The organism is Chitinophaga rupis, assembly GCF_900109685.1.
Taxonomy (GTDB): domain Bacteria; phylum Bacteroidota; class Bacteroidia; order Chitinophagales; family Chitinophagaceae; genus Chitinophaga; species Chitinophaga rupis.
This window is the reverse complement of record NZ_FOBB01000003.1, coordinates 760621-777481: the sequence shown is the minus strand read 5'-3', so window position 1 is coordinate 777481 and position 16861 is coordinate 760621. Positions and strand designations below refer to the sequence as shown.

13 protein-coding genes are annotated in these 16861 nt (G+C 47.3%); 10 read left to right on the top strand and 3 right to left on the bottom strand.

All coding sequences use genetic code 11. From position 1 onward, the window contains the following. Window positions 1-97 precede the first annotated feature (97 nt). From BMZ54_RS16240 to BMZ54_RS16225, 4 genes are all read left to right on the top strand, one after another. The gene (locus tag BMZ54_RS16240; protein WP_089913743.1) at window positions 98-1195 is read left to right on the top strand and encodes a chorismate mutase; all 1098 of its coding nucleotides are present in this window, start codon (window positions 98-100) and stop codon (window positions 1193-1195) included. A gap of 78 nt (window positions 1196-1273) precedes the next feature. Then, window positions 1274-2299, top strand: coding sequence for a 3-dehydroquinate synthase (gene aroB, locus BMZ54_RS16235; protein WP_089913741.1), 1026 nt, complete (start codon window positions 1274-1276; stop codon window positions 2297-2299). Window positions 2300-2343: 44 nt separating this feature from the next. Further along, window positions 2344-3621, top strand: a complete 1278-nt coding sequence (gene aroA, locus BMZ54_RS16230) for a 3-phosphoshikimate 1-carboxyvinyltransferase (protein WP_089913738.1) — start codon at window positions 2344-2346, stop codon at window positions 3619-3621. A gap of 61 nt (window positions 3622-3682) precedes the next feature. Then, window positions 3683-4675, top strand: coding sequence for a chorismate synthase (locus tag BMZ54_RS16225; protein WP_089913736.1), 993 nt, complete (start codon window positions 3683-3685; stop codon window positions 4673-4675). A gap of 84 nt (window positions 4676-4759) precedes the next feature. Here BMZ54_RS16225 and BMZ54_RS16220 read toward each other — a convergent pair whose 3' ends face one another. Next, a complete protein-coding gene (locus BMZ54_RS16220; RefSeq protein WP_089913733.1) occupies window positions 4760-5479 on the bottom strand; it encodes a BamJ family beta-barrel-assembly machinery protein in 720 nt (239 codons plus the stop codon). A 211-nt stretch (window positions 5480-5690) separates the two neighbouring features. Here BMZ54_RS16220 and BMZ54_RS16215 point away from each other — a divergent pair, with 211 nt between their 5' ends. After that, the gene (locus tag BMZ54_RS16215) at window positions 5691-6479 is read left to right on the top strand and encodes a bestrophin-like domain (protein WP_089913730.1); all 789 of its coding nucleotides are present in this window, start codon (window positions 5691-5693) and stop codon (window positions 6477-6479) included. A 74-nt stretch (window positions 6480-6553) separates the two neighbouring features. Here the strand turns inward: BMZ54_RS16215 and BMZ54_RS16210 are convergent, their stop codons facing one another. Next, window positions 6554-8446 (bottom strand): CocE/NonD family hydrolase, encoded by a 1893-nt coding sequence (locus BMZ54_RS16210; protein ID WP_089913726.1) that lies wholly within the window; start codon window positions 8444-8446, stop codon window positions 6554-6556. Between the two features lie 121 nt (window positions 8447-8567). On the opposite strand from BMZ54_RS16210, the gene BMZ54_RS16205 reads away from it, so the two are divergent. From BMZ54_RS16205 to BMZ54_RS16185, 5 genes are all read left to right on the top strand, one after another. Continuing rightward, complete coding sequence (locus BMZ54_RS16205; RefSeq protein WP_089913723.1) at window positions 8568-8915, top strand: MmcQ/YjbR family DNA-binding protein; 348 nt, start codon at window positions 8568-8570, stop codon at window positions 8913-8915. A gap of 72 nt (window positions 8916-8987) precedes the next feature. Beyond that, window positions 8988-9563, top strand: coding sequence for an RNA polymerase sigma factor (locus tag BMZ54_RS16200; protein WP_089913721.1), 576 nt, complete (start codon window positions 8988-8990; stop codon window positions 9561-9563). A 66-nt stretch (window positions 9564-9629) separates the two neighbouring features. Beyond that, window positions 9630-10733, top strand: a complete 1104-nt coding sequence (locus BMZ54_RS16195; protein ID WP_089913719.1) for a FecR family protein — start codon at window positions 9630-9632, stop codon at window positions 10731-10733. A gap of 349 nt (window positions 10734-11082) precedes the next feature. After that, on the top strand, window positions 11083-14454 hold the full coding sequence (locus tag BMZ54_RS16190; RefSeq protein ID WP_238386596.1) for a TonB-dependent receptor: 3372 nt from the start codon (window positions 11083-11085) through the stop codon (window positions 14452-14454). Between the two features lie 27 nt (window positions 14455-14481). Further along, complete coding sequence (locus tag BMZ54_RS16185; RefSeq protein WP_089913713.1) at window positions 14482-16047, top strand: RagB/SusD family nutrient uptake outer membrane protein; 1566 nt, start codon at window positions 14482-14484, stop codon at window positions 16045-16047. A gap of 179 nt (window positions 16048-16226) precedes the next feature. On the opposite strand, the gene BMZ54_RS16180 is transcribed toward BMZ54_RS16185, so the two are convergent. Further along, the gene (locus tag BMZ54_RS16180) at window positions 16227-16742 is read right to left on the bottom strand and encodes a hypothetical protein (RefSeq protein ID WP_089913711.1); all 516 of its coding nucleotides are present in this window, start codon (window positions 16740-16742) and stop codon (window positions 16227-16229) included. Window positions 16743-16861: the final 119 nt, after the last annotated feature.

Sequence of the window (16861 nt, the reverse complement as noted above, 5' to 3'; positions counted from 1 at the left end):
TAAACAAAAATTAAAAAATCCGTAAGCGCAAAGGCTTGGCAAATAACACAAACAGCGTTCAGCATTAAGCCTTCAGCGTTTAGCCAAAAACACACACATGGAACAGATCTTAGCAAAAACGAAATTCGCTGACCCGTCATCTGACAAAAAGCCGCTGATCATTTCAGGGCCCTGCAGCGCAGAAACAGAAGAACAAACGCTGGCCACTGCGCTGGCGCTGGCTAAAACCGGTAAGGTAGATGTATTACGCGCCGGTATCTGGAAACCGCGTACACGTCCCGGTTCTTTTGAAGGTATTGGCACCAAGGGGTTGCCCTGGTTACAAAAAGCCAAGGAGCTAACCGGCATGCCGGTTGCTATAGAAGTAGCTACCGGTAAACAGGTGGAAGATGCGCTGCATTTCGGGGTAGACATTCTGTGGGTAGGCGCCCGTACCACTGTAAATCCTTTCTCTGTGCAGGAAGTAGCTGATGCGTTGAAAGGTGTGGATACTACAGTGCTGATCAAAAATCCCATTAACCCTGACCTGGAGCTGTGGATTGGTGCAGTAGAACGTATCCAGAAAGCAGGTATTACCAAAGTAGGTTTAATACACCGTGGTTTCTCCAGCTATGGCAATACTGAATACCGTAACGCACCCATGTGGCATCTGCCTATTGAGCTGAAACGCCGTATGCCCGGTTTGCCCATGATCTGTGATCCCAGCCACATTGGCGGCCGCCGCGATATTCTGCAGGAAATTGCGCAGGAAGCAGTGGACCTGGATTACGATGGTCTGATGCTGGAAACACACGTGGATCCTGATAATGCATGGAGCGATGCCAAACAGCAGGTAACACCGGAAAGACTGGCTGAAATACTGGATGGTATTGTATGGCGTCATGAGCGTACCGACCAGAAGGATTTCAATACTGCCCTGGAAAAACTGCGTGCGCAGATCAACCAGATAGATGATGAGATCATGCTGCTGTTAGGCAACCGTATGAAGGTAGCAGAGAAAATAGGGATGTACAAGAAAGAGAACAACATCACCATTCTGCAAACCAACCGCTGGAACGAGATCCTGGACCGCAGCATCAAAAAGGGTGATAAGCTGGGCCTTACCAAAGATTTCATCCTGAAATACTTTGATGCCGTGCACCTGGAATCCATTAACCGCCAGAACCGTGTAATGAATGACGATCACAAGGCGTAAAGCTAAAAGCGCAAAGCATAAAGCATAAAGCGATCGGCTTTCTGCTTTTGGCTTTCTGCTTTCCGCTCAATCAAACATATGAAAACACTCAAATACCAATTCCAGCAAAGCACTACCACCTATTACCTGGGTGAGCAACTTACACAACTGGGTAATTATGTGGATATGTCCAGGACCATTTTGGTGATGGACGAAAACGTAGATCAATTTCATGGACAACGGTTACCCGGCTGGAAAAAGCTGGTGATACCCGATGGGGAAGAGAACAAGAGCATGGAGGTAGTGCAGCAGATCGTGAACGGGCTCATAGAGCTGGAAGCCGATCGCAAAACTATGCTGGTAGGTATTGGCGGGGGGATGCTCACAGACCTTACGGGGTTTGCTGCCAGCATTTACATGCGGGGCATTCCGTTTGGTTTTGTGCCTTCTACGCTGTTAGCGCAGGTAGATGCTTCTTTGGGTGGTAAGAACGGCATTAGCCATGGCCACCACAAGAACCTGCTGGGCACCATTAACCAGCCGCAATTCATTTTGTTTGATTACACCTTGCCGGCCACCATGCCGGATGAGGAGTGGCATAATGGTTTTGCAGAGATCATTAAGTATGCCTGCATACTGGATGCAGACCTGTTCAACTTCCTGGAAGAGAACCGTGATAAAGCCTTGGAGCGCAACGTAGATATTCTTGAACACCTGGTAGAACGTTCTGTCGAGCTGAAAACCAAAGTGGTGCAGGAAGATGAGTTTGAAACAGGGATACGCCGCTTCCTTAACTTTGGCCATACGCTGGGACATGCCGTGGAAAAGATTGAGAACATAGCGCATGGCAAAGCAGTAGCCATTGGAATGATAGCTGCTGCCAAAATATCGGAAAAGCTAAGCGGCCTGCCGGCAGAGGAAACCAACCGCCTGATGCGCTTAGTGAACGACTACCAGCTGCCGGTAACGCTTACCTCCAACAAGGATAAAGTATTTGACATTTTTAAGCTGGATAAAAAACGCGAGAAAGATGTGATCCACTTTGTGCTGCTGGAATCCCTTGGCAAAGCCGTAACAAAACCGGTACCTATTGAGCAGCTGAAACAATTGTTGCAAGAACTGTAAACAGGAAGCAGCCGCTGTTGCTTCCGCCATCAAAAAGGAAAAATATGCAAGTCATCGTATCACCAGGTGAAATAAAAGGCACCGTTACTGCCAACCCATCAAAAAGCGCTATGCAGCGTGCTGTGGCAGCGGCTTTGCTAAGCAAGGGGAAAACGGTTATCCATAACCCCGGCTTAAGCAATGATTGCCTGGCAGCACTGGAAGTAGCCGAAAACCTGGGCGCCAAAATAAAGCGCGAAGCAGAAGATATAGAGATCACCAGCAATGGCGTAAAACCTTTTTATGACAGCATTAACTGCGGGGAATCCGGTTTAGGCATCCGCATGTTTACACCCATTGCAGCGCTGGCAGATATTGCCATTACCATTGAAGGGCATGGCAGCCTCACCACGCGGCCTATGGATTTCTTTGAAGCCGTGCTGCCGCAGCTGGGCGTGGAATGCAGCACCCGCCAGGGTAAGCTGCCTTTACACATCAAAGGCCCTTTACAGCCAAAGAATATTACGATTGATGGCTCACTCAGCTCACAGTTCCTCACCGGCCTGTTAATGGCCTTTGGTGCAGTAGCAGAAGATGCCACGATTACCGTAACAGACCTGAAAAGCAAACCTTACATTGCGCTTACGCTGCAGCTGATGGAGCAGTTTGGCGTAAAGGTGGAGCAGCACAACTTTGAAACTTTTCATTTTGGAAAGAAACAAACTTACCGCGCCGGTGAATATACCGTAGAGGGGGATTGGAGCGGCGCCGCCTTTTTACTGGTAGCAGCAGCAGTAGCCGGTAAGGCAGAAGTACACCACCTGAACACACAGTCTGCACAATCCGATAAAGCCATCCTGGAAGCGCTGGAAAAAGCAGGCGCACACATGCTGCCGGGCGTTTTTACCATCATAGTAGAAAAAGGTAAGCTGGAAGCATTTGAATTTGATGCCACAGATTGCCCGGATCTGTTTCCGCCGCTGGTAGCTTTGGCTGCTAACTGTAAAGGCACTACGAAAATAAAAGGCGTAAGCCGCTTGGCGCATAAAGAAAGCGACCGTGGTATTACTCTGCAGCAGGAGTTTGGCAAAATGGGCATCCGTATTGACCTGCAGGGCGATGATATGCTGGTCTATGGCGGTACCGGCATTAAAGGTGCACACGTACATTCCCATAACGATCACCGTATTGCTATGGCCTGTGCAGTAGCTGCTTTAACAGCCGATAAGCCGGTAAGCATTGAAAATGCAGAAGCGATTAACAAATCCTATCCTGAATTTTTCGAACATTTGCAGAAGATCGGCGCAGCAGTTCGTAGCGAAGAATTAAAAATTAAGAATTAATAATTAAGGGGCGGTTGAACAGGGAAGGCATGTTTTCCTTACGCTTATAAATCAGATTGTAATGAATGGTTTTGGACGAATATTCCGGGTAAATGTTTTTGGCGAATCACATGGCGCCAGTGTGGGCGTAAATATTGATGGAGTGCCGGCAGGTATTCCCTTACAGCAGGAAGATTTTTTGCCGGACCTGGAGCGGCGTAAAGGCGGCGCCCGGGGCACTACTCCACGGAAAGAGGAAGACCTGCCATTCATTAAATCCGGTGTGTTCAACGACCGTACTACCGGCGCACCCATTACCATTTTATTTGAGAACAATAATACCCGCAGCGCAGATTATGAAAAGCTGCGCGAGTTTCCCCGCCCGGGCCATGCCGATTTTGTGGCTACGCAGAAATTCGGTGGCTTTGAAGATTACCGCGGTGGTGGGCATTTCAGCGGCCGTTTAACCCTGAATCTGGTAGCGGCCGGTGTTATTGCTAAAAAGATCTTAGGCAGCAACATTACGGTAACAGCTGCTTTAAAAGAAGTAGGCGGGTATGCTGATCCGGAAGAAGGTCTGGAAGCTGCCATTGCCGCCAAAGATTCTGTAGGCGGCATTGTGGAGTGTGTGGTGGATGGCCTGCCTATTGGCCTGGGCGAACCCTTTTTTGACTCTGTAGAATCCTGCATTGCACATGCAGCTTTTTCTATACCGGCTATTAAAGGTATTGAGTTTGGCGCCGGCTTTGCCGCTGCCCGCATGAAAGGCCTGGAACATAACGATCCCATTTTAGATGCTACCGGCAAAACAGCCACCAACCATGCTGGGGGCGTAGTAGGCGGTATTACCAATGGTAATCCCCTGGTATTCCGCGTAGCGGTAAAACCTACCAGCAGCACACCTAAAGAGCAGCACACCTTAAATATTAAAAGCGGGGAAGTAGAGAGCTTTAGCGTAAAAGGCCGTCATGACCTGTGTATTGCCTTGCGCGTACCCGTAGTGCTGGAATCCGTAACCGCTATGGTACTGGCAGATCTGATGCTGCTGGAACAGCGGGTGAAGCGGATCTTTTAATATGCAATTGTATTGCCCTTAAATAAAATGTGCAGATAAGTTATTCAACTCATCTGCACATTTGCATTTTAGCATATCTGCACATTAATTCTGTTCTATCTCCAGCAGCTCCACATCAAATATCAACGTGCTGCCGGGGCCAATTTTAGGGCCTGCCTGGCGGTCGCCATAGGCCAGATCGGCGGGGATGAATAAGCGCCATTTAGAGCCTACAGGCATCAGCTGCAGTGCCTCTGTCCAGCCTTTAATTACCCCACCTACGGGGAAGCTCACCGGCTGTCCTCTTTCCACAGAGCTGTCAAATACAGTACCGTCTATCAGGGTGCCGTGGTAATGCGTTTTTACCTTATCTGCAGCCGTAGGCTTAGGGCCGGTACCTTCTTTTAAGATCTGGTATTGCAAACCATCGGGCAGGGTTACCACGCCGGGTTTGGTTTTATTAGCAGCCAGGAATTGCTCGCCGGCTTCTTTATTCTTGGCAGATTTCTCGCCTTTCAGTTTCTGTAAATAATCACTGATACTCATATCACATTGTTCTTTTGTTAATAATGGCTTTTGATTCTTGGTGGCATCCTGTATAGCCTTCATCAGCAAAGTGGTGTTCAGGTTATCCAGGCCCTGTGCTTTCAGGCTGTTGCCAATATCCTGTCCAATGGCATAACTCACAGAATCCAGTTTGGTTTTTAAGGCAGCAGGTGCGGCTGTTGCCATTTTAGGTTTAGGTTTCGCCTTTGCGGTTGTTTGTGCAAAGCCCTGGAAGCTTACCAGGCCCAGCGCCCCCAGGAATAGGAATTTTCTGATCATAATTTTAAAATATAGGCAGTAAGATAAGGAATAATGAATTAATAATGAATAAGCTGCGGTAGCGGCCGTATAGCTACTTACGGTACCGCTCAGTACCTATAACGTGTGGTTGTTAAAAAAAGTGCTCCTACCCCCTTTTTTCGTAATTTACCGGTCTCGAAATAGCCAAATTGATCATTAATTATTTTATCCCTCTTAATCTAACTATCGTATGCAATTGTCCTATACCCTGCTGGGCGTTCCACCGCTTTTATTGCTGGTACTCATGATCGTTTTCTTTGCCGCTACCGGGGCCGGCAGCACTTATCTTTTCCGCAAATATGTACGTATGCGCATATTGCAATCGCACAATGAAGTTACCGGTAATGTATTTTCCTGTGCCGGCGGTTTATACAGCCTTTTACTGGCCTTTGTGGTTTTTTTGGTGTGGGATGGCTTTAATGATGCCGGCCAGCATGCCAACATGGAGTTTAGTGTAGCTAAAGGCCTGTACCGTGATATTCAATATTATCCTGATACGCTGGACGCCCGCAAAGTAAAAAAGGTATACCGGCACTTTATTGAAACTGTAATACAGGATGAATATCCTGCTATGGCCCGCCTGGAGCCGATGCCGGCCAGCAGTAGAAAAGCCTTTGACGACCTGTTCCAGGTAATTGAGCAAATGAACCCGCAAACACCGGCTTTAAATACCCGTTCTGCAGAGATCTTCCGTCATTTAAATGAGCTGGCTACCAACCGCAGCTTACGCCAGCTGGATGCCGGTTCCGGCATACCAATTGAAATGTGGATCCCTTTATTGTTAGGCGGTTTAATTGTAATGATATTCACTATGATGCTGGACATAGAGAACATCAGGCTGCATGTGCTGCTGGGCGCCCTGCTGGGGTCTTTTATTGGTATTGTGATGTACCTGATCGTTATCCTGGACTATCCTTTTTCAGGCTACATGAGCGTGCAGCCTACCGGGTATGTAGAAATGCTGCACTGGGAAAAATAAGGCAGATAATTAGAAAAGCGCTGGTGCTATTGGCTACACCAGCGCTTTTCTATTAATTATTCATTCTTAATTATTCATTTTACTACGGGCAGCTGCACACTGGAAGCATGTTCCGCGTCATGGTAAATACGAATGGTAGCCTTCTGAAAATCTTTATCGTCACAGGTGTAAATATTTGTAAACTTTTGCGGGTTACGGTCTACCAGCGGGAACCAGCTGCTTTGCACCTGCACCATGATCTTGTGGCCTTTCTTAAAAGTATGCGCTACATCCGGCATGCTGAATTTTACCGGAGTAGGTTTACCGGGTTCAAAAGGTTCCGGTTTTTCAAAGCTGTTGCGGAACTTGCCCCGCATAATTTCTCCACGTACCAGCATCTGGTAACCACCCATGGGATAGGTGGAAGAGGGCACCCGGCGATGTTCGCTGGCTGCTGATTCTTCGTATTTAAAATCATCCGGGAATACATCGATCAGCTTTACTACAAAATCCGCATCTGTACCGGTGGTGCTTACTACCAGGTCTGCCTGCAGCGGGCCGGCAAGGGTAACATCTTCCGTTAAAGAATCCGTTTCAAACACCAGCACATCCGGGCGGCGTGCGGCAAAACGCTGATCGTCCGTCATGTAATTAATGGTGCGGGAAAAATGTACATCCTCTGTATAAGGTACCGGTTTAGCAGGATCGCTCACGTATTCACTGAAGCTATTAGCGCTGGCGGGTTTGGTGAAAGCCAGCCTGCCATTGGCCTGCAGGAAAATGGGTTGGGCCTGCATACCGGCCGGCGGCCATTGCGGTAATTGCTTCCATTGATTTTCGCCGGTGAAAAAAATGGTGGCTTCTGCAATCTTTGGCTCAGCGCCTTTGTTTTTCAGGTAATAATTAAAAAAGGGTATCTCCACGTTCTGCTGGTACCATTCGGCGGTATTGCTGTCAAACTGCACATTGCCTAAATGTGTACCGTCTTTAGACGCCCATTGCCCGTGGTACCAGGGTCCCATTACAATACGGTTGTTAGTGCCGGTGCTTTGTTTTTCAATGGCTTTATAAGTGTTCCATGCGCCGAAACAATCTTCTGCATCAAATACACCGCCTACTTCTAACATGGCCGGCTGTACGTTTTTGAGGTGCGTGCGTATATTACGGGCTTTCCACCATTCATCCAGGTTTGGATGTGCGTACAGGTCTTTCCAGAAAGCAATGCTATCGCCCATCAAGCGGGCCAGGTTCTTAAGGGAGCCTGTCTCTAAATAGAATTTATAGTTGTCATGCGTGTAATAATCAAAATCGGTTGGCTCCACGGTAGTAGGCTGGGGGCGTGGTTTGCCAAAGGAAGTGTAAAAAGAGAATCCATCCATTACAAAAAAAGCGCCGTTATGATGAAAGTCATCGCCCTGGAACCAGTCTGTTACCGGGGCTTGGGGGCTTACCGCCTTTAAGGCAGGGTGGCCGCTCAAAGCTGCCATGGTACTATAAAACCCGGGGTAAGAGATGCCGAACACGCCCACCTTGCCGTTATTATTGGCCAGGTTCTTTACAAGCCAGTCTATGGTGTCATAGGTATCGCTGGCTTCATCAATATCATTTTTACCTTTTTTGTTTGGGTTAAAGGGGCGTACATCCATAAAAGTGCCTTCACTCATCCACCGGCCTCTCACGTCCTCTATCACAAAAATATAACCCTCTTTCATGTATTGCAGCACATAGCTTTTCCAGAAGGGCCGGAACTTATCCTCACCATAAGGTGCGCAGCTGTAAGGCGTGCGGGTCATAAGCACCGGGTGTTTTTCACTGTTATCTTTCGGAAGATAAACGGAAGCGAACAGTCGCTTACCGTCCCGCATGGGGATGTACACCTCTTTTTTGGTATAATGTTCATACACCCACAGGGAGTCTTCATTGATAGCTTTTGCAAAAGCCGGAAATAAAAGGAGGATGGCAAGGGCCAGCCACAGCTGTCTGCTCATAAGTGTAAAAGGTTTAGATTTTGATTAAAGCGCTGAATTTACAATTTTTGACCTTTGGTTTTCCTGTTAATTGATGGGTGGATCTATTTTTCCATCAGCTCTAAAATCGTAAATTAGTAATATGCATATTGAACAGTTCCGCGAATATTGTCTTAGCCTGAAAGGTGTAACAGAAGAATTTCCATTTGGCCCGGATACCCTGGTGTATAAGGTAATGGGAAAGCTGTTTGCCTTAACGGATATTAATGCATTTGAAAGTGTGAACCTGAAGTGCGATCCTGAAAATGCCGTAGAGCTGCGGGAGCGCTATGATGGCGTAACACCCGGCTACCATATGAATAAAAAGCACTGGAACACGGTGGTTACCCATGGCGGTGGTATTTCAGACAAGCTGCTGTATGAGTGGATTAAAGATTCTTATAACCTGGTAGTGGCCAGCCTGCCTAAGAAGGTAAGGGAAAGCCTATAGAAAAATGTAGCATCCAGTCATAATTTGCATAATATGCTTAAATTTGGTTATTACGTTATGAACAATTAGCCAATGAAAGAAGATCTTTCGCAGGTAGAGAGTTATTGGCTGCAACAACTGCAATGCAACAATGAACAGGTGCTTGCCTTGCTCATGAAGCAGTATTATACGGACCTTTATAATTATGCAGCCCGTTTGTCGCCCGATGAATCCATGATCAAGGATTGTATCCAGGAAGTGTTTATCAGCCTGTGGCAAAGGCGTGATAGCGCTACAGCTATCCTGTCAATCAGGTATTACCTGTTGCGGGCGGTAAAGAACAAGGTGCTGAAGGCGCTTTATTATAATAACCGAAAAGCCAGCCCGGTACATCTGCAGGCCGCTTATAATTTCTCTTACGAGTTTTCTATTGAAAAGCTGATCATAGATCAGCAGGTATCTGAAGAAAAAGCTGCTAAGCTGAAACGTACCCTTTCCCAGCTATCCAAACGCCAGCAGGAGGTGATCTACCTGAAGTTTTATCAGCACCTGGACCATGAGCAGATTGCAGAGCTAATGGGCATCAGCCGCCAGTCAGTATATAACCTGCTGCACGAAACCATTCAGAAGCTGCGTAACCTGTGGCATACTGAGTTTGTAGCCCGTTAATCCCTCTTCAAAAAAATATTTTCCTTTTTTACAGTAGAACGGCCAGGTTCCGGGAACTTTATAGATATGAAAGACTTCCGGTTGTATGATATTACTGATTTTGTGCTGGACGAAGATTTCATACGCTGGGTATACGAAAAGCGTGAGGAGGACGAGGCTTTCTGGGACCAGTGGCTGCAGCAGCACCCCGGCAAGCACCTGGTAATAGCAGAAGCCCGGCGTATACTGGAATCTTTAAAAACCACACAAACAGCGGTACCGGCGCCTGTGGTAACCCATGAGGTTGAACGGCTGATGCAAACCATACGGGAGCAACATGAACAACCCGCATCGATCACCCGTACCTATAAGATAGGGTGGTATGCAGCGGCGGTTATATTAGTATTACTGGCTGTAGCAGGCTTTTCTTATAAGATGTTCTTACCCGGGGCATCTATCTCACCTTATTCCTATGCCGCCCTTACGGCCGACAGGAAGCTGGTAGAGAAAAAGAATAATTCTGACATGCCTATGCACCTTACACTGCCGGATGGCAGCAGCATTGAACTGGCGCCGGACAGCCGTATTGGCTATGCCCGGAACTTTGACAGCGCAGGTACGCGCGATATTTACCTAAGCGGAGAAGCATTTTTTAGTGTAACACGTATGCCCAACCGGCCCTTCCGTGTATTCTCCAATGATATTGTGACCAAGGTACTGGGTACCAGCTTTAACATCCGCTCTTTTGAAAGCGATACGACGATACAGGTAATAGTGAGGACCGGTAAGGTAAGCGTGTACACCATGGCCGATGGATCGCCCGCTACCAGGACGGCGGCAAACCAGCCCGGTGAGGTGATACTGGCCTCTAACCAGCGGCTGGTATATGCAAAAGCAGCACAGAAATTCCAAAAGGTGCTGCTGGATAATCCTGTAATGATAGTGCCTGCTGCTGCGGATAGAAATATGGTGTATGAAGATGCGCCGCTGGAAAAGGTTTTCAGCACCATTGCCAAAGCGTATGACATTAGCATTGTGTACGACAATGAGCTGCTGAAACACTGCACCGTAACGGCCGACCTGCGGAATGAAACATTCTACCGCAAACTGGAGCTTGTATGCCGGGCCATAGGCGCTACATATGAGGTAATTGATGGGCAGGTAGTGGTACAGGCCAGTGGGTGTAATTAAAATAAAGTCAACTAAACCATAAGATATTACAGGCTTGTTATCCAACAACGTTCTTCAGTACGTTTTAAACCGCTCATGCCATTCCGGTCTGAAATAAACATTGTCCGGGATCCAACAAGCCCTATAAGATCTGACCTGTTTTAAAATAAGGAACCGGTATTGCTGTAAACAATGCCGGCTCCCCGAATTGCCCTGCTGCGCTAACATCCAGGGCAGGTGTTCATTAAAACTGATTGCTTTAATTAAACATTCCAAAGTTATGAAAAAAAGGGCTCCCGTTTCCTTGACAACCCGCTATTTGATGAAGATAGGGCTACTTCCATTACTACTTGTAAACTGTCTTACAGGAGTGTTATATGCAAAAACTACCAGTGGCCAGGAGGTGCTGGACAGGAAGATTAACCTGGTTGCAGAACAGCAGCCGGTTAAAACCATATTAAGCCAGATCAGCAAGCTGGCGGAAATAAAATTTGTGTACAGCGCACAAAAGGTACCCGCAAATAAAAGAGTATCGCTCACGGCCCACAACCAGCGGCTGGGAGAGGTGCTGGACCAGTTACTGGATCCCCTTAACATTAGTTACCATGTATCCGGTGAGCAGATAGTGCTTTCGCAGAAAGGAGAGGGGGCCGGGCAAATGCTGGCTCTGAACCTGGATGCCAATAAAGTATTGCCTGATTTGTACATGGCTAAAGTGATAACGGGTAAGGTAACGGATGAAACGGGCGTACCATTGGGAGGCGTTTCCATACAGGTAAAAGGCACTTCCCGCGGCACTACCACCGGGCCTAATGGCAGCTTTTCTATTAGCGTGGATGTCGGTGAAACTTTAGAGTTCACCATGATAGGCTATAAAGTGCACGCTATAAAAATAGGTGTTGAACGTACACTTAATATACAGCTACAGCCCGATGTTGCTCTGTTAGAACAAGTAGTGGTAGTTGGCTACGGCACACAAAAAAGAAGCACGCTCACAGGCGCTATTGCTTCTGTAAATTCCAAAACTATTGCAGAGCTGCCGGTAGCCAGTGTGGAACAGGCCTTGCAGGGAAGGGTATCAGGCCTGGCGGTAACCAATAACGGCACACCGGGTACTTCGCCTATTGTGCGCATACGTGGTATCAGCTCTATCAGCTTTAACTCTGATCCTTTATATGTAATAGATGGTTTTCCTACCGGTAACCTTTCCAATTTTGACAGCCGTGATATTGAGTCTATAGAAGTGTTGAAAGATGCCAGTGCCGCCGCTATTTATGGCTCCCGCGCTACCAATGGTGTGATTATGATCTCTACCAAAAAAGGGAAACGCGACAACCGCCTGCGGGTAGCGCTGGATTCTTACGTAGGCACACAAAGCCCCTGGAAAAAAATAGACCTGCTGAACACGCAGCAATACCTGCAATATGAAAGAGCGCTGAACGGTGCTGCGGGCATTGCCAAACCACCCCGTCTGGAGGATGCCAACTTTAGTCAGCCTATTTACGACGGCGCCAGTCAAACCTTTGCGCAAACCAATACAGATTGGCAGGATGCCTATTTTAAGAGCGGTATTATTACCCAGCACAATATATCCGTAGGCGGTGGTAATGAAAGATCGCGCTTTTATTCTTCTGCCGGTTACTTTAAGCAGGATGGTATTGCACAGGGTGTGAATTATGAGCGCGGTAACTTCCGCATTAATTCTGATCACAACATCAGCAAGCTATTCACATTTGGTGAGAACCTGTATTTTTCGTACTCCGATCAACGTTATGACAATACCTCCGGTAACCGTACCCGCCTGGTAAATGTGGTACGCAGCCCGCCTTACCTGCCTGTATATGACCCCACCACGCTGGGCGGTTTCCGCGGGGCAGAGAACAGTGTGGACGGCGCAGACCCTACCAATCCGGTAGAAGATGCGCTGCTGCTGGGTAATGCGCATAACAAAACCTTTAAGCTATTAGGTACTGCCTACCTGGAAATTAACCTGGCCAAGTGGTTAAAATTCCGTTCCACTTTTGGAGTGGATTATGCCAACCTGGCGCAGCATCAGTTTGCACCGCTCTTTAATGATAAGGGAAGAAGTACTGCAGTAGCTACTATCACGGACCTGCGCAGCAGTACCGCCACTACATTGTACACACAGCAGCTAACCTTTGATAAAACATTCAATAAACATCACCTGAATGCCGTAGGCGTGTTTGAAACACAGGGCACTAAATACTACCAGGAGAACAGCTCCGGCAACCAGTCCTCTAACGATGTAGAAACCTTTGACGGGGCCAGTAACGTTAGCTTTAAATCCATACGGGCAGAGAACCTGCTGGTATCTTACATTGGCCGTGTGAGCTACGAGTATGCGGAAAAATACCTGTTAAGCGCGGCCATCCGCCGGGACGGATTGTCCATTTGGGCGCCTGGTAAAAAGTATGCCACCTTCCCTGCAGTATCCGTAGGCTGGCGTATAGATCAGGAGTCTTTTATGAAAGGTATACCCGCTATTTCTGAATTAAAATTAAGGGCCGGTTATGGGGAAACCGGGCTGGATGCCAGCAATGCATTCTATTCTGCCAGCAAATATTATCCCTGGCAGGTAGTGGTGTTTGCCAATGGCGCTACTTACCCTTTCAATAATAACAACACTACAGGTAATGCCACTTATTACAACACGTTAAGCAATATAAACCTGAACTGGGAAAAAACTAAACAAACCAACATAGGACTGGACCTGGGTTTGCTGGATAACCGTATTACATTATCTGCAGAATATTTCAGGCGTAAAACTGATAACCTGATATTAAATATTCCCACGCCGGCCTCCTTTGGTTTTAATGGTACGGGCGTATACCTTAATGCCGCCTCCATGGAAAATAAAGGAGTGGAGCTGCAGGCCAGCTACAACAAAACCAAAGGCGACTTTAACTGGAACGCTACCGGTAATATTACTTTTATTACCAATAAAGTGTTAAAGCTAAATACTCCCAATGCTACCATTGATAATGGCGGTGATGGCGATTTTGGCGGTGGTGCGGCCATTACCCGCACCGCGGCGGGGCAGCCTATTCAATCCTATTATGGTTATGTGGTGGAAGGTATTTTCCAGAGTGCCGATGAGGTTCGGCGCAGCCCCGTACAAAACCCGGGTACAGCTGCCGGCGACCTGAAATTCAAAGACCTGAACGGCGATGGTAAGATCACAGATGCAGACCGCACCTTCCTGGGCAGCTACATTCCTGATTTTACCTATGCGCTGAACCTGGGCGCTAACTATAAGAATTTTGACCTGTCATTCTTTTTCCAGGGAGTGCAGGGTAACAAAATATTCAATGCCGCCAGAGTGATCACAGAAGGGATGGCGCGCCTGTTTAACTCCAGCACTACCGTACTGGATGCGTGGACGCCTGCACATACCAATACGGATGTGCCGCGTGCCATTAGTGGTGATCCTAACCAGAATGTACGCCCATCTACCCGCTGGGTGGAAAATGGCTCTTATTTACGGTTAAAGAATGTAATACTGGGCTACACTCTTCCCGGCACCCGCCTGCAATCCTTAACCAGGGGCGCTATCAGCAGCTTCAGAGTGTATGTGTCATCACAAAACCTGTTAACGTTTACGGGTTATAAGGGTTGGGATCCTGAAATAGGTTCCAAGAATAATACGCTTACCAATGGTATTGACTACGGGCAATATCCTGCAGCAAGATCATTCCAGGTGGGTGTGCAAGTAGGTTTTTAATGTTACCTGAATTTTAAAAGTATCAGTATGCAATATTCAAATCTTCATAAATTATTAGTGGGTGTGATGCTGGTGGGAGGTATGACGATCCTGGCCTGTAACAAACAGCTGGAAAAAACAGACCCCAGCCACCCTACGCTGGATACCTATTTTAAGAACAGTGCAGAACTGTTAAGCGGTACCAATGCCATTTATGCTATTTTTCACTCCGGTTCACTGGTTGGCCGGGAATGGTTTTTCCTGAATGACCTGCGTAGCGATGATGTAAGCTCCGGTGGTGGGCAGCTGGAAGTACCAAGGGCACAGATCCTGAATGGAGCCACCACGGCAGATAATGCGGTGATGAACAGCGTATGGAATGGTTTATACACCGTGATACACCGCTCCAATACGGTCATTGACAATGGCCCCAATATTACCGACAATACAGCGCTGCGCGACCGTTGTGTAGGAGAAGCAAAGTTCCTCCGCGGCTGGGCTTATTTTGAGCTGGTGACTATGTGGGGCCCGGTGCCGGTGTATACCACACAGGTAACGGCGGCGGACCAGTTCCAGGCCAGGAAACCGGTAGATAGTGTATATATACAGATCATTAAAGACCTTACAGAAGCAGCTGCTGCCTTACCCGCTACCATAGCGGATCAGGGCCGGGCTACCAAAGGTGCGGCCAATGCACTGTTAGGCAGGGTATATATGCAAAAGGGCGATTATGCCAGCGCTAAAACGGCCTTGCAGGCAGTAGTGAACGCAGGCATTTATAGCCTGGTAGAAAACTATAGCTACAACTTTGATGAAGAACATGAGTTCAACAAAGAATCTATTTTTGAAGCCGTATTCTTTGACCGGGGCGATAATAACTTTAACTGGGCCGGCACGGGAGATGACCAGCCCAATGCGCAACCGCAAAGCACTGTGCGTAACCAGGAATATTCACCTATCGCCTGGCGTAACCTGATCCCCTCCAATCGTTTTTTAAACGAATTTGAAAATACCGCTACCGGCGCTGCTAAAACAGATCCGCGCTTTGGAATGACAGTGTATCAAACCGGCGATAAATACTTTAACAACACCCTCACTTTAACAGACGCTGCGCAGAACGGGAATTCCTCTGTCGTGAACGGTGTTACTAAAAAGATCAGCTGGCGCAAGTTTACGCTGATCTATAAAGACAACAGCAGCTACAGGCCCGGAGGTATTAACCAGCGCATTATCCGCTATGCAGATGTATTGCTGATGATGGCTGAATGTGAAACAGAGCTGGGCAGCGCACCGGCAGTAGCCCTGGGCTACCTGAACCAGGTACGGGACCGGGCAGGCGTACAAATGCCGCATTACCCAACCACGCAGTACCCCTGCAGCAATAAAAGCGAAGTAATAAAAGCTATTATGCATGAAAGAACAGTGGAGCTGGGTGATGAAGAAGTGCGCAACCGCGATATTTTACGCTGGCGTAAAAAGGGATATTATACTACAGATCCGTTACCATATTTCCGTGCTAACCGCGATGAGCTGCTGCCTATACCGCAGGCAGAAATAGATAACAACCCGGAACTCGGCGCAGGTGGTATTCCCAAGCAGAACCAGGGCTACTAATAAACAGGATGGATTAAAGGATATTTTTTTGCCGGCAACCAGATGTGTTGCCGGCATTATTTTAATAAGGGACAATAGCAGTTAAAAGATGTAACCGGAAAAGGAGAGTGGCTTTATAATTAAAGACCTGACAGCTTTTGAAAACTGTCAGGTCTCATCCCTTGTAAATACGTTCCTTTCTAAACTTTATTGATCGCCAGTATCACCCTTGAATACCGGGCGTAGCTGATCTCCACCTCATTGCCTGCGCGGTAATCGCTCAAAGCGCCGCGGGTCCAGTAGAACAGCCTTTTTCTTTTTGAATTGGGCAGCATTACCATGAAGTTGGTTTGCGTGTCGTCGTTCTCATGGTACACGGCTTCCAGCGGCGCCTGCATGGTACCTTTCTGTAAAGCCATCAGATCGCGTTTAATAGTGAAATAACGCACCTCTGTTACCTTGATCAATGCAAATACTAATACTACAATAAAAGATAACATCCAAAGCCAGAACCAGCCATTGGTGTAGGAAAACAGGGATTGATCCGCATCTTCTGCTGTGCTGTGCGTGTAAAGATAAACTTGCGGTACTACAGCGGCTACAATCATTAATCCAAGGCCAATCAGTACGAATTTAGTTACCTGTTTTTTGTTCTTTTTGAGGGCATCCTGTAGTAGAAAATGCTCTTCTGTGGTCATAAAAGAGAAATCCTGCATAGATAAAATAAGGTTTTTCTGTTACTAATATAATCAATAACGATTAATTGTTAGAATTTAATATATGTAATCTATAACTACCGGATATTGATCTGGTGAGGATTAGGGCTAATCGTGTC

Excerpts from the sequence above, each read along its gene's own strand:
- BMZ54_RS16240 (WP_089913743.1), top strand. The coding sequence starts at position 98 with ATGGAACAGATCTTAGCAAAAACGAAATTCGCTGACCCGTCATCTGAC.
- aroB (WP_089913741.1), top strand. The coding sequence starts at position 1,274 with ATGAAAACACTCAAATACCAATTCCAGCAAAGCACTACCACCTATTAC.
- aroA (WP_089913738.1), top strand. The coding sequence starts at position 2,344 with ATGCAAGTCATCGTATCACCAGGTGAAATAAAAGGCACCGTTACTGCC.
- BMZ54_RS16225 (WP_089913736.1), top strand. The coding sequence starts at position 3,683 with ATGAATGGTTTTGGACGAATATTCCGGGTAAATGTTTTTGGCGAATCA.
- BMZ54_RS16220 (WP_089913733.1), bottom strand. The coding sequence starts at position 5,479 with ATGATCAGAAAATTCCTATTCCTGGGGGCGCTGGGCCTGGTAAGCTTC.
- BMZ54_RS16215 (WP_089913730.1), top strand. The coding sequence starts at position 5,691 with ATGCAATTGTCCTATACCCTGCTGGGCGTTCCACCGCTTTTATTGCTG.
- BMZ54_RS16210 (WP_089913726.1), bottom strand. The coding sequence starts at position 8,446 with ATGAGCAGACAGCTGTGGCTGGCCCTTGCCATCCTCCTTTTATTTCCG.
- BMZ54_RS16205 (WP_089913723.1), top strand. The coding sequence starts at position 8,568 with ATGCATATTGAACAGTTCCGCGAATATTGTCTTAGCCTGAAAGGTGTA.
- BMZ54_RS16200 (WP_089913721.1), top strand. The coding sequence starts at position 8,988 with ATGAAAGAAGATCTTTCGCAGGTAGAGAGTTATTGGCTGCAACAACTG.
- BMZ54_RS16195 (WP_089913719.1), top strand. The coding sequence starts at position 9,630 with ATGAAAGACTTCCGGTTGTATGATATTACTGATTTTGTGCTGGACGAA.
- BMZ54_RS16185 (WP_089913713.1), top strand. The coding sequence starts at position 14,482 with ATGCAATATTCAAATCTTCATAAATTATTAGTGGGTGTGATGCTGGTG.
- BMZ54_RS16180 (WP_089913711.1), bottom strand. The coding sequence starts at position 16,742 with ATGCAGGATTTCTCTTTTATGACCACAGAAGAGCATTTTCTACTACAG.